Annotated in this window: 10 protein-coding genes and 1 pseudogene; 8 read left to right on the top strand and 3 right to left on the bottom strand. The window is 48.2% G+C overall.

From position 1 onward, the window contains the following. Window positions 1-62: 62 nt before the first annotated feature. Window positions 63-1,328 carry a peptidoglycan-binding domain-containing protein gene (locus HJV72_RS18290; protein ID WP_208073204.1) on the bottom strand — a complete coding sequence of 422 codons (1,266 nt, stop codon included), beginning with the start codon at window positions 1,326-1,328 and terminating at the stop codon, window positions 63-65. 128 nt (window positions 1,329-1,456) lie between these two features. Between HJV72_RS18290 and HJV72_RS18295 the strand changes: the two genes are divergently transcribed. Then, on the top strand, window positions 1,457-2,677 hold the full coding sequence (locus tag HJV72_RS18295) for a transglutaminase domain-containing protein (protein WP_208073206.1): 1,221 nt from the start codon (window positions 1,457-1,459) through the stop codon (window positions 2,675-2,677). A 56-nt stretch (window positions 2,678-2,733) separates the two neighbouring features. Here HJV72_RS18295 and HJV72_RS18300 read toward each other — a convergent pair whose 3' ends face one another. Beyond that, window positions 2,734-3,075 carry a hypothetical protein gene (locus tag HJV72_RS18300; RefSeq protein ID WP_330619042.1) on the bottom strand — a complete coding sequence of 114 codons (342 nt, stop codon included), beginning with the start codon at window positions 3,073-3,075 and terminating at the stop codon, window positions 2,734-2,736. Between the two features lie 3 nt (window positions 3,076-3,078). Then, window positions 3,079-3,240 (bottom strand): annotated as a pseudogene (locus HJV72_RS20545) (CarD family transcriptional regulator); the annotation flags it as partial. Window positions 3,241-3,604: 364 nt separating this feature from the next. Between HJV72_RS20545 and HJV72_RS18305 the strand changes: the two are divergent. The 7 genes from HJV72_RS18305 to HJV72_RS18335 all read left to right on the top strand — a co-directional run bounded on the left by HJV72_RS18305 (window position 3,605) and on the right by HJV72_RS18335 (window position 13,203). Beyond that, window positions 3,605-4,675 carry a carbamoyl phosphate synthase small subunit gene (locus HJV72_RS18305; protein ID WP_208073211.1) on the top strand — a complete coding sequence of 357 codons (1,071 nt, stop codon included), beginning with the start codon at window positions 3,605-3,607 and terminating at the stop codon, window positions 4,673-4,675. Further along, on the top strand, window positions 4,675-7,872 hold the full coding sequence (gene carB / locus HJV72_RS18310; protein WP_208073213.1) for a carbamoyl-phosphate synthase large subunit: 3,198 nt from the start codon (window positions 4,675-4,677) through the stop codon (window positions 7,870-7,872). Before HJV72_RS18305 ends, carB begins: the two co-directional genes overlap by 1 nt. Before the next feature lie 199 nt (window positions 7,873-8,071). Beyond that, entirely contained in the window at window positions 8,072-8,746 is a 675-nt protein-coding gene (locus HJV72_RS18315) for a response regulator transcription factor (protein WP_208073215.1), read from the top strand. Next, window positions 8,743-9,762 (top strand): sensor histidine kinase, encoded by a 1,020-nt coding sequence (locus HJV72_RS18320; RefSeq protein ID WP_208073217.1) that lies wholly within the window; start codon window positions 8,743-8,745, stop codon window positions 9,760-9,762. The genes HJV72_RS18315 and HJV72_RS18320 overlap by 4 nt, the downstream gene beginning before the upstream one ends. A gap of 124 nt (window positions 9,763-9,886) precedes the next feature. Next, entirely contained in the window at window positions 9,887-10,654 is a 768-nt protein-coding gene (locus tag HJV72_RS18325) for an ABC transporter ATP-binding protein (RefSeq protein WP_208073219.1), read from the top strand. Further along, window positions 10,647-12,632: an ABC transporter permease gene (locus tag HJV72_RS18330; RefSeq protein ID WP_208073221.1), complete on the top strand. Its 1,986-nt coding sequence runs from the start codon at window positions 10,647-10,649 to the stop codon at window positions 12,630-12,632. Before HJV72_RS18325 ends, HJV72_RS18330 begins: the two co-directional genes overlap by 8 nt. 226 nt (window positions 12,633-12,858) lie before the next feature. Beyond that, entirely contained in the window at window positions 12,859-13,203 is a 345-nt protein-coding gene (locus HJV72_RS18335; RefSeq protein ID WP_208073223.1) for a cupin domain-containing protein, read from the top strand. The last annotated feature ends 54 nt before the right edge of the window (window positions 13,204-13,257 follow it).

Below are 13,257 nucleotides of genomic sequence, written 5' to 3' on the forward strand. Positions count from 1 at the left end.
GTACGCATCGGAGCAGATGCCACCCGGCTCCCTGTCCGCGGTCTGTTTCACTAAATCCCCAATTACTGCAATTCCGCGATTCTTGAGACGCCTACGTATATCTCGGATATCTTATACCACGTCCTGTAATCTACGGTTCCGGTCTCGGGCAGGCCGAATACGGACTGGAACTTGCGGACAGTGGCCTCGGTGGCCGGACCATATACGCCATCTGCAGTTATCTTCGGAATGGCCGGATAGGCGCCTGCTATGACATTGAGCTGTTCCTGCATCTGACGGACCTTATCACCGGAAGAGCCGACTTCCAGTATATATCCGGGCCAGGAAGAAGGTATGCCGGAGATGGCCTCCGCCGTGTTGATGTACATGTCTTCCCCGTAATAATAGCGAAGAATCTCGATAGGGGAGTACCCCTGGTCGCCGAGCGCCTTGCTTCCCCACTGGGTCATCCAGTTCGGACACTGTACCCGGCGGCCGTCACAGTATTGGGTAAGTATCGGCTGGCGAACATTAGGACGAGAAAGATAGCTGGCAAATAACTCATCTACTATAGCGGAGATAGTGTCAAAGAAATTCCGTTCTGGTATCCATTTGTGGTCAAAAGCTGTGGAAGATGTAATCGTAAAGTCATATCCCTGATTCCGGTACCATTCGGTATATACTCGGTTCAAGGTAAATGACATGATGGCCAGAATATTAGCCCGGATTGTATCTTCAGGCCACGTGGCATATATCTCGCTGGAAGCTACGTTTTTAATATAGTCTCTGTATTTTACATAATAGTTCTGGGCAGTAGAATCTCTCGGACTTCCATCGTGGACGACGATATATTCGGGTACGACGACACGGCTCAGTACGATTTCGCCCGTTTCATCCATAGGCTTTATCTCATCTTCCGGTATTTTGGGCGGATATACGCCATATAATGTGTGTGCAGGTATTACAAACACATTTTCATTGCTTTCAGGGTCAGCCAGCGGACGCATCTGTATGTTCTGCAGTGCCGTGACGTCAGGGAGAATCTCTGTGCCGGCAATGCTGATCGGTTCAAAACCAGGCGCTTCGACCTGGAGCGTATACTCTGAATAAGGCTGTTCCTCAATAGCTGGATCGAGGCTATATTCCAAAGGCGGAGCAGCCAGCTCGACAGTATCCGTCTGGCCAGAGGCATCTGTATTCAGCTGTTCCAGCTGGCTGTCGGGCACACCGGTATATGAGATGGATATAGTAGCGTCATTGACGGGAAAAGCCGTAATTTCGGATGTGATACTAATCTTAAGCCGTCCTTTATCAGGGGTATCAGGCAGATTCGGGTTCATTTCATTCATGTCAGTACCTCGTAGAGACTCTGTTACTGTTATCTTATGTGAATAGAACCATAAAAGTTACAACAGATTAAAGGTTGTGCATTTATATAGAATTGAATATAATAATATGAAACAGTAAAGGAGCAGGCATGGGAAGAAGAAAGAGAAGATCAGGATGCCTAAGTGCTGTCATCGGGCTGTCTGCAATTGCCTGTATCGTCGTGCTGGCTGCGTTGGGAGGCTTCCTTGGCAATGGTGTTAAAAAAGGGCTGGCGGAAGGTGTGGCTCAGAGGGTTGGAAATGCGAAGGAGATTCCGTTTCAGGAGATAGCCATAACAGATGAAGAGCTGGCGCAGAAATATTACTATCAGCAGCTGGACGAGGGTGAGAGAACGGCATATAAAGAGATTGCACAAGGGGTCAAGCTGAATGTAGAGGAGATCTATGTGCATGCGGCGGATGCAGACAGGACGAATACGATATTCCAATATGTCCTGAAGGACTTTCCGGAGATATTCTGGTGTGATGGTACGACAAAAAGCACGTCCTACGAAGGACAGGAGACTTATACGGTTCTTCAGCCCGTATACTCTTATACAGAGGAAGAAAAGGCACAGAAAAAAGCTGAAATTGAAAAAGCTGTAAATGACTGCCTGTCCGGTATCGGAGAAAATGCGGCAGATTATGATAAGATACTATATGTGTATGAGTATATCGTAGATACGGTCGATTACGATATTGCATCCGAAGACAACCAGAACATATACAGCGTATTCGTAAATAAAAGGTCTGTCTGCGCCGGATACTCGAAGGCTACGCAGTACCTGCTGGAACGGCTCGGCGTATTCTGCACTTATGTCACGGGGACGACGTCAGGGGGTCAGAGCCATGCATGGAATCTCGTCAAATGTGAGGGAGACTACTATTATGTGGACACGACATGGGGAGATCCCGTGTTCCAGGCATCTGAAGGTGGAGAAATCGATCCATCCTACATCAGCTATGATTATATGTGCTGCGACGATGAGGAGCTGAAAAAGACGCATACCCCGGATACAGAGGTGCCATTGCCGGAATGCGTCAAGATGGATTTCAACTACTATGCCGTCAATGGCATGTATTATACCTCATATGACGGAGAGCAGGCGCTTGATGCGATGAATGACGTGATAGCCGCCAAAGCCAACCCGGTCGTCTTCAAATATGCGGACAGCCGCCTGTATGAGCAGGCCCGTGAAGACATATTCGGCAGCCAGATTAAGCGGGCCGCGCAGAACATGGCGGACTGGTATGGCCTGTCTGAAGTCAAATATAAGTATATGGATGAAGCTGAACTTAATAAGATTACGATATACTGGCAGTATGAATAACAGAAGATCCCTTACGCTTGGCCGGAACGTAAGGGATCTTATCTGCCGCTGCAAGTCTATAAAGTTATCAGATCCGCATCAAGAGAGTGCCTTATCCTGTCTACTATCTTATCCTTTGTCGTCTGGAAAACGGCGGAGAATTCGGAAGAGATACAGTCCTGCACCCGCTTGAGGTTGCTCTCATCGCTGGCGTTCAGGCTCTTGCCGTCCTGCTCCTTCCGCATCTTTTCAATCGTTATGCCTTTCCACATCTTAAGCCATTCATTACAGTCTCTGGACTTCATAACCTGGATATATTCTCTGTCACGTACTTTGCTGGAGCTGTCATACATTTCTTCCATTTCCGGCAGCTCATTGATCAGTTCGTCAGCCTGGCCTCTGGTCAGTATGCACCGCATTTTGTCCTCGTGCTCAGTTTTCACGTATAGCATTGTCGCTGCGTCGCCTATAGGCTGCAGCCAGTAATATTCCTGAGGCTTGCTCATGAAATCAGGAGTAGCGATCCTTTTGATAGAGCAGACTTTACTACAGCCATACACAACAACGTCATTAACCTTATACATTTTTACACCATACTTTCTTTCACTAAAGAGCCGTTTGAAAAAATTAAATTATTAAGCAAACAGCGGTTACATTTTTTATTATAGCATACTTTTAACAAAATTACTAATCTTGTAATGAAGTAAGTAATATCTGACTTAAAAATTAAAATATTTTTAGTTGAAAAAACTCGGAAACTGTAGTATAATTTTTACAATTTGTGCAGACAAAGATTGTCAGCAGCATATAGGGGAGGCGGTTGTGCTTGCACACACTGCCTTTTATTCTGCCGTAAGCAGATAGTGTGCGGCAATCCATAGTACCAAGGGGCAAATTATTCGTGCCCCGTCATCTAACATACAGATAAGGAAGGGAAAGGGTGGATATATGAAAGCATTTCTTATATTGGAGGACGGAACCGTCTTTACCGGAACCAGTATAGGTTCCAAAAAGGACATGATCAGTGAGATTGTGTTTAATACCTCGATGACAGGGTATCTTGAGGTGTTGACCGACCCTTCTTACGCCGGACAGGCCGTTGCTATGACCTATCCGCTCATCGGTAATTACGGCATTACCCCTGATATGGAATCGAAGAAGGCATGGCCTGACGGATATATCGTAAGAGAACTGTCCAGGACACCGAGTAATTTCCGGTGCGAGGGCTCTATACAGGAGTTCCTGGAAAGCCAGGATGTTCCGGGAATCGCAGGGGTGGATACCCGTGCTCTGACGAAGATTCTGAGAGAAAAAGGGACGATGAACGGAATGATTACCACGAATCAAGACTACGATCTGGATGAAATCATTCCAAAGCTAAAAACCTATTCAATCGGTGATGTCGTATCTAAAGCAACCAGCAGGGAAGCTTATATCTTAGAAGGCAGCGGTCCGAAAGTAGCACTTATGGATTTCGGAGCGAAACATAATATTGCCAGATCTTTAAATCGAAGAGGGTGTGAAGTGACCGTCTATCCGGCTGACACACCAGCTGAGACAATCATTCATTCTAATCCGGACGGAATCATGTTGTCAAATGGTCCCGGAGACCCGGAGACTTGCGTATCTGTCATTGAAGAAATCAAAAAGCTGTACAATACGAATATTCCGATTTTTGCCATCTGTCTTGGACACCAGCTTATGGCCCTGGCCAACGGCGGAAAGACATATAAGCTGAAGTACGGGCACCGCGGGGGAAACCATCCGGTCAAAGACCTGAGCAGCAACAGGGTGTACATCTCTTCGCAGAACCACGGTTATGCTGTGGACAAAAGCTCGCTGGATCCTTCGGTTGCCACGGAAGCGTTTGTGAATGTGAATGACGGGACGAACGAAGGGCTTGCCTATACCGGAAAGAACATATTTACCGTGCAGTTCCATCCGGAGGCATGTCCGGGGCCTCAGGATTCCGGTTACTTGTTTGACAGATTCATGGATATGATGAAAGGAGCACAATAATGCCCAGAAATACAGAGATTAAGAAAGTACTCGTGATAGGTTCCGGCCCTATCGTCATCGGACAAGCAGCAGAATTTGACTATGCGGGGACACAGGCATGCCGTTCTCTCAAAGAGGAGGGGCTTGAAGTCGTTCTTCTGAATTCCAACCCCGCGACCATCATGACGGATAAGGATATTGCAGACCGCGTCTATATCGAGCCTCTGACTGCTGAAGTGGTAGAACAGCTCATTCTGAAGGAGAAGCCGGACAGCGTCCTGCCGACGCTTGGAGGACAGGCGGCTCTTAACCTTGCCATGGAGCTGGATGAAAATGGTTTCCTGAGGAGAAATAATGTTCGCCTTATCGGTACGACTTCGGAGACGATTAAAAAGGCGGAAGACCGTCTGGAATTCAAAACGACGATGGAAAAGATTGGCGAACCATGTGCGGCATCCCTCGTTGTAGAGAATGTGGAAGACGGTGTGAAATTTGCAGAAAAAATCGGCTATCCGGTCGTACTGCGCCCGGCATATACGCTCGGCGGAAGCGGCGGCGGTATCGCGAAGGACCGGGAACAGCTTGTGGAGATACTGGAGAACGGACTCCGCCTCTCGCGTGTGGGGCAGGTGCTCGTAGAACGCTGTATCGCAGGCTGGAAGGAAATCGAATATGAGGTGATGCGCGACGGAAGCGGCAACTGCATTACAGTATGTAATATGGAAAATATCGATCCTGTCGGTGTACACACCGGTGACAGTATCGTAGTGGCCCCGTCGCAGACGCTTGGAGACAAAGAGTATCAGATGCTCCGCACTTCTGCACTGAACATCATCAGTGAACTGAATATCACAGGAGGATGTAACGTCCAGTACGCGCTGCATCCTGATTCGTTTGAATACTGCGTAATCGAAGTGAATCCCCGTGTAAGCCGTTCCTCTGCGCTGGCTTCTAAGGCGACAGGCTATCCGATAGCCAAGGTGGCCGCCAAGATAGCGCTCGGCTATACGCTGGATGAGATTAAGAACGCGGTTACGAAGAAGACGTATGCAAGCTTTGAGCCTATGCTTGATTATTGTGTCGTGAAGCTTCCGAGACTGCCGTTTGACAAGTTCATCAGCGCGAAGCGTACACTTACGACGCAGATGAAGGCGACCGGAGAAGTCATGAGCATCTGTGACAACTTTGAAGGCGCGCTGATGAAGGCCATCCGGTCTCTGGAACAGCACGTAGACAGCCTCATGTCGTATGACTTTACAGGGCTGACGAAAGAAGAGCTTCTGGAAGAATTGGAAAAGGTCGATGATATGCGTATCTGGAGGATTGCAGAGGCATTGCGAAAGGGCATCACCTTTGATGAGATTCACGGCGCGACGAAAATTGACAGATGGTTCATCGACAAGATTGCCATCCTGGTCGAGATGGAGCAGAAGCTTCAGAATACAACATTGTCCGCAGAAGTGCTTCAGGAGGCGAAGCGGATGGAATTTCCGGACAATGTCATCGCAAGGCTAACCGGCAATACGGAGCGTCAGATCCACGACATGCGCCACGAGTACGGAATAACGGCATCCTACAAGATGGTGGATACGTGTGCGGGCGAGTTTGCGGCCGAGACGCCGTATTACTACTCCGTGTTCGGAAGCGAAAATGAAGCAGAAGAGACAAGCGGCAGGAAAAAGGTGCTCGTGCTTGGCTCAGGTCCCATCCGAATCGGCCAGGGAATTGAATTCGACTTCTGTTCCGTCCACTGTACGTGGGCATTTGCCAAAGAGGGGTATGAGACGATTATCATCAACAACAATCCGGAGACGGTGAGCACAGACTTTGACATTGCAGACAAGCTGTATTTTGAACCTCTGACGCCGGAAGATGTGGAGAGCATCGTAGATTTGGAAAAGCCGGATGGGGCAGTGGTGCAGTTCGGCGGCCAGACCGCCATCAAGCTTACGGAGGCACTGATGAAGATGGGCGTTCCGATACTTGGAACATCTGCTGAGAACGTAGATGCGGCAGAAGACAGGGAACTTTTTGATGAAATTCTGGAAAAGTGCCAGATTCCAAGGCCTACAGGCGGGACGGTATACACGGCGAAGGAAGCGAAAGAGGTGGCAAACCGCCTTGGCTATCCGGTGCTCGTAAGGCCTTCTTATGTACTTGGCGGGCAGGGCATGCAGATAGCCATCAATGACCATGATATAGACGAGTTCATCGGGATTATCAACCGGATAGCACAGGACCATCCGATTCTCGTAGACAAATATCTGCAGGGCAAGGAAATAGAAGTCGATGCTGTATGTGACGGTGAGGATATCCTCATACCGGGTATTATGGAACATATTGAACGGGCAGGTATCCATTCCGGTGACAGCATCTCTGTCTATCCGGCGCAGAGCATCACTGAAAAGACGAAAAAGACGATTGAAGATTATACGAGGAAACTGGCACGGTCGCTGCACGTCATCGGCCTGATCAACATCCAGTTTATCGTGTGCGGTGAAGATGTCTATGTCATAGAGGTGAATCCCCGTTCCAGCCGTACGGTTCCTTATATCAGCAAAGTGACCGGCATACCGATCGTACCGTTGGCCACGAAGGTGATTATCGGCTGTAAGCTGAAAGACCTTGGCTACACGCCGGGGCTTCAGCCGGAGGCAGACTATTATGCGGTGAAGATGCCGGTATTCTCATTTGAGAAGATCCGCGGGGCGGACATCAGCCTCGGCCCGGAGATGAAGTCCACAGGAGAGTGCCTTGGCATTGCGAAGACATTTGACGAAGCGTTGTATAAGGCGTTCCTGGGTGCAGGCATCAAGCTGCCGAAGCACAAAAATATGATAATAACCGTACGAGATGAAGACAAGCCGGATGCAGTAGAAATCGGGCGCCGCTTTGAGAAGATCGGCTACCGCATCTTTGCCACACGCAGTACGGCAGAGGCTATGAACAGAGCGGGGGTCAAGGCCAATCCGGTCAACAAGATAGAGCAGGAATCACCGAACCTCATGGATCTGATACTCGGTCATAAGATAGATCTGGTCATCGATACCCCGCCGCAGGGCGCGGACCGGTCGAAGGACGGCTTCGTAATAAGAAGGAACGCGATAGAGACCGGAGTCAATGTACTGACTGCGATAGATACGGCAGAAGCACTTATCACCAGCCTTGAAAATACAGATATAAGAAAACTGACATTGGTAGATATTGCAAAAATATAGTTAAAAGGGGACGTAATCTTTTTCAAAAGGGTTACGTCCCCAATTGCGTTTTGCCCTGTACCTAAATGCGATGTTGCGTTTTGGAACGTGGGGCAAAAGTTAAGATTTTTTGAATTTTTAAGGTTTACTACACATTAGGCGGAAAATATTGTAGAATATTTTTCAGTATAGATGATTTGTGAAAGTGGGAGCTGAGTACATGTATAAAGTATTGGTTGTTGAAGATGATAAGACTATCGCTGGTGCCCTTGAGAGGCACTTGTCTAAATGGGATTATGAGGTCCGCTGCGTGGAAGACTTCAAGAATGTGATGAACGTGTTTGTGGAGTATGACCCTCAGCTTGTGCTGCTGGACATCGCGCTGCCGTTTTTCAACGGTTTCCACTGGTGTACGGAGATGCGCAAGGTGTCAAAGGTGCCGATTGTCTTTATCTCGTCGGCAAATGACAATATGAATATCGTGATGGCAATGAATATGGGCGGAGATGAATTCATTGAAAAGCCGTTTGATCTGAATGTCGTTACGGCGAAGGTACAGGCGCTGCTAAGAAGGACATATTCGTTCCAGGGGGCGCTCAATGTGATAGAACACAAAGGGGTGCTGCTGAATCTGAACGATGCCACGGTTATCTACCGGGAAGAGAGGTTGGAACTCACGAAGAACGAATTCAAGATTCTCCAGTCGCTGATGGAACATGCGGGCCAGATTGTGTCCCGGGATGACATAATTGAACGGCTCTGGGAGAGCGATGAATTCATCGATGACAATACGCTTACGGTCAACGTGGCAAGGCTGCGCAAAAGATTGGAGCCGATAGGGCTCGGAGATATGATTATAACAAAAAAAGGAATAGGGTACATGGTGGAAGTATGAAGCTGTTATGCGAATATCTGAAAGAACATATCAAATCCGTCTGTCTCTATACCGGATTCATCGGCGTATTTTCTATTATCTTTTATCTGTGCAACGTTCCGATCGATGCCGTCCTGTACGCATTTCTGCTGTCTGTCATCTGGCTTGCGGTATACGGGACTGTGGGCTATCTAAGGTATTCGGGCAGGCACAGGATGCTACTGGAAGCGGAGCGAAGGATTCGGGCAGATTGGGCAGAGCTGCCGGAAGCGGCCGGCATCCTCGAGGAAGATTACCAGAGGATTTTGAAAACGCTTTTTGAAAGCAAGGCAGAGATACAATCAGAAGGAGAGATAGCCCGGCAGGAGATGATAGATTATTACAGCCTGTGGGCACACCAGATTAAGACGCCGATTGCGGCTATGCGTGTGCTCCTGCAGTCGTGGGAGGAGGAGCGGACACCGGAAGGAAATATGCACTTGAAAGGGCTGAAGCTGGAACTGTTCAAGATAGAGCAGTACGTTGAGATGGTGCTGTCCTATCTCCGCCTCGGCAGCATGTCTTCTGATATGGTGCTGCAATGGTACGGGCTGGACGATATCGTGAGACAGGCCGTCCGCAAATATTCCCAGATGTTCATCCTGCAGAAGATCAAGCTCCAATTTACACCGTCTGCAGAGATGGTGCTGACGGATGAAAAATGGCTCGTGTTTGTAGTGGAACAGCTGCTTTCCAACGGCCTCAAATATACGAAGTCCGGCAGTATCTCCGTGCATATGGGTCAGAACAGAGACGTTAAAGTGCTCGTTATAGAAGATACAGGAATCGGAATCCAGGCAGAGGACCTTCCACGCGTGTTTGAAAAAGGATTTACAGGTTATAACGGACGGAAGGATAAGAAGTCCACTGGCATCGGCCTGTATCTGTGCAAGACGGTCATGGACAAGCTCGGGCACAGCCTGTGGATTGAGTCGGAGGTCGGCGCCGGCACGAAAGTATACCTGTCTCTGGAAAGAAAAGAAATGGTACCGGAATAGGCGGTATCTTACACGAATGTAAGGTTAGAATCAGGAAATGTAAGTCAAATCAATGGCAGGACATTTCCTTCTTTTATTATAATGGACTTGTAAATAAGAACTGACAGAAAGGTAGGTAGGATACATGTCATTATTGGATGTCAAAAATGTCAAGAAAATATACACGACCCGCTTTGGAGGGAATCAGGTGGAGGCGCTTAAGAATGTGAGCTTCTCTGTCGAGCCGAGAGAATATGTGGCTATCATGGGAGAGTCCGGATCCGGGAAGACGACACTTCTGAATATACTGGCCTCCCTGGATAAGCCTACAAGCGGAAAAGTGTACCTGAAAGGAAATGATATGGCCAAGGTGAAGGAAAAGGAGCTTGCAGCTTTTCGGCGGCAGAATCTTGGGTTCGTGTTTCAGGACTTCAATCTTTTGGATACGTTTTCTCTTAAGGATAATATCTTCCTTCCGCTGGTTCTTTCCGGTAAAAAATATGAGGAGATGGAAAAGAAGCTTGCGCCGATAGCCGAACGCCTTGGGATAAAAAGCCTGCTGGACAAATTCCCATATGAAGTGTCCGGAGGACAGAAGCAGCGGGCGGCCGTGGCAAGAGCCATCATAACGAAGCCGCAGCTTATTCTTGCAGATGAGCCGACGGGTGCGCTGGATTCGAGAGCAGCGGATGAGCTGATGAATCTCTTCAGCGTCATCAACAACGACGGACAGACGATACTCATGGTGACGCACAGCGTGAAGGCTGCCAGCAATGCAAAGCGGGTGCTCTTCATCAAGGACGGGGAGGTATTCCATCAGCTGTACAGAGGGAACCTGACGAACGAGCAGATGTACCAGAAGATTGCAGACACGCTGACTGTTCTGACAACAGGAGGTGAAAGGGGTGAATAAGTCCATATATTCCAAACTGGCTGTGACGAATATCAAGAACAACCGGAAGACCTATCTGCCCTACATTCTCACGGCAGTCCTGACAGTGATGATGTATTATATCATGGATGCCCTTGCGAGAAATAAAAGCGTAGGGGATGGCACTCTGAGAATGTGCCTGAATTATGCGCTTGGCGTCATTATCGTATTCGCGGTCATCTTCCTGTTCTACACGAACAGTTTCCTGATCAAGCGCAGGAAGAAAGAGATAGGCGTGTACAATATCCTCGGAATGGGGAAGAGGCATATCGCAAAGATGCTTGCAGTGGAATCGTTCATTACAGCAGCGGCAAGTATAGCTGCAGGTCTCGTATCAGGCATAATTTTCAGCAGGCTGATGTATCTCATTTTGCTGAAGCTCCTCCACTATAACGTAAATATGACATTTGATATATCACCGGTATCTGTTGTGCGCACCATCGTGCTCTTTGCCGCCATATTTTCGCTCACACTGCTCTATAATCTGATGCAGATTCATCTGGCGAATCCGGTGGAACTGCTGCGGGGCGGGAACCAGGGAGAGAAAGAGCCCAAGACCAAGATTCTGATGACTATTTTCGGAGTCGTCACGATAGGAGTCGGCTACTATATAGCAATCGCTACGGAATCTCCGCTCCAGGCGCTTATGCTGTTCTTCGTGGCAGTCATCTGTGTCATACTCGGCACATACGCACTGTTTACTGCCGGCAGCATCGCGCTGCTCAAAGCGCTGCGCAAGAAAAAGTCGTTCTACTACAAGACGAAGCATTTCACCTCTGTATCAGGCATGATATACCGGATGAAACAGAATGCGGTAGGGCTGGCCAATATCTGCATCCTGAGCACGATGGTACTTGTGATGATTTCGACGACGGTATCCCTGTATGCGGGAATGGACGATATAATGAACACCAGATTCCCGGAACAGTTCAAAGTAACCAATTATGCTGCGAGTGAGGAAGGGATCGAAAAGACAGATCGTATCATCCGGGAAGAGACAGAGAAAGCCGGCGTCACGATAAAGGATATCATCTCATACCGTTCCGGAGAGATGAGCGCGATTCTGGAAGGAGACAAGGTAAAGCTGAAAGAAAGCGGAAACTATGATGTGAACGACGTGATCGAATTAAGCGTCATACCGCTGGAGGATTACAATAAATATGAAAAAACGGACGTATCTCTAAAAAATGATGAGATTCTCGTATACATGACGGGACGGACGTATGGCAAAGAAAAAATTCAGATAGGCAGCAGGCAATTCAAAGTGGCCGAAGAGCTAAAAGACATGGCGCTGGAGAAGAAAAACGATTCCAATGTTGTGGAGCATCTCTTTATCGTAGTACCCAGTCTTAAACATGCGGAGGACATCACGGACGAAGCCTACGGCAGCAGCGAGATGGATGAGGCGTGGATACAGAAGATGGGAAATATACGTTACACCGTCCGCATTGATTTCGACGGGAATGGCAAGAAGGAACTCAGTGCGATGGAGGCCATGGGTGACCGGATCGTATCGGAGGCAGCGCCGTCATTCTGCGAAAGCAGGGAAATGAGCATCGAAAGCTTTTATCTGTTGTATGGGGGGCTGCTGTTCATCGGAATATATCTCGGGCTGATGTTCCTGATGGCGACGGTGCTTATCATCTACTATAAGCAGATATCAGAGGGCTTCGACGACAAAGAACGCTATCAGATTATGCAGAAAGTCGGCATGAGTAAAAAAGAAGTGAAGCGATCCATCAGAAGCCAGGTGCTTACCGTATTCTTCCTTCCGCTGGTAGTTGCAATCATCCACATAGCTGTCGCGTTCAAGGTAATCACAAGGATGCTGGAAACATTGAATTTCGTAAATGTACCGTTGTTCTTCACCTGTACGATAATAACTGTCGTGGTATTCGCAATATTTTATGCTATTGTATTCGCAATTACGGCAAGAGAGTATTATAAGATCGTCAATTAACGGAATTTCGAAAGGGGTCAGACCCCTCTGCACAGAGGGGTCTGACCCCTTTCAAAATTTCACACACTTGAATTTTTGAATACACTATATTACAATGAATCTATCAAGCTATTACATAGTCAAAGACCCCGCTGCAGGCAACGGGGCATAAAAGTTGCAGTGCAGCGAGCTGTGGGGTTGCCCCCACTTGGCTCGTTGCCTTCGCGAGAATAAAGGAGGAAGCAGAATGACAAAAACAGGAGAAAGGGAAATAGTTACGGTGGAACATGTCAACGGCGGCGCCGGATTTATCATGAAAGAGGCGCTGATTAGCCAGGAACAGCTCGGAGAGCACTGCAAGATGTTCAGCCGTGTGACTTTAAAGCCTAACTGTGAGCTCGGATATCATGAGCATCACGGAGAGACAGAGACGTATTATATATTAAGCGGAAGAGGGATGTATGACGACAATGGCAAGGCGGTACCGGTAGAAGCGGGAGACGTGACATTCTGTAAGGACGGGGACGGACATGGCCTGAAGAATACAGGGACCGAAGACCTTTCCTTCGTGGCATTGATTCTGAAACTGTAAGTTTAAGTAAAGTGGCTGCGGACTGGGAGCCGGGTGGCATCTGCTCCGATGCGT

It is taken from the genome of Extibacter sp. GGCC_0201 (assembly GCF_017566055.1).
Classification (GTDB): domain Bacteria; phylum Bacillota; class Clostridia; order Lachnospirales; family Lachnospiraceae; genus Extibacter.

Excerpts from the sequence above, each read along its gene's own strand:
- HJV72_RS18290 (WP_208073204.1), bottom strand. The coding sequence starts at position 1,328 with ATGAATGAAATGAACCCGAATCTGCCTGATACCCCTGATAAAGGACGG.
- HJV72_RS18295 (WP_208073206.1), top strand. The coding sequence starts at position 1,457 with ATGGGAAGAAGAAAGAGAAGATCAGGATGCCTAAGTGCTGTCATCGGG.
- HJV72_RS18300 (WP_330619042.1), bottom strand. The coding sequence starts at position 3,075 with ATGCGGTGCATACTGACCAGAGGCCAGGCTGACGAACTGATCAATGAG.
- HJV72_RS18305 (WP_208073211.1), top strand. The coding sequence starts at position 3,605 with ATGAAAGCATTTCTTATATTGGAGGACGGAACCGTCTTTACCGGAACC.
- carB (WP_208073213.1), top strand. The coding sequence starts at position 4,675 with ATGCCCAGAAATACAGAGATTAAGAAAGTACTCGTGATAGGTTCCGGC.
- HJV72_RS18315 (WP_208073215.1), top strand. The coding sequence starts at position 8,072 with ATGTATAAAGTATTGGTTGTTGAAGATGATAAGACTATCGCTGGTGCC.
- HJV72_RS18320 (WP_208073217.1), top strand. The coding sequence starts at position 8,743 with ATGAAGCTGTTATGCGAATATCTGAAAGAACATATCAAATCCGTCTGT.
- HJV72_RS18325 (WP_208073219.1), top strand. The coding sequence starts at position 9,887 with ATGTCATTATTGGATGTCAAAAATGTCAAGAAAATATACACGACCCGC.
- HJV72_RS18335 (WP_208073223.1), top strand. The coding sequence starts at position 12,859 with ATGACAAAAACAGGAGAAAGGGAAATAGTTACGGTGGAACATGTCAAC.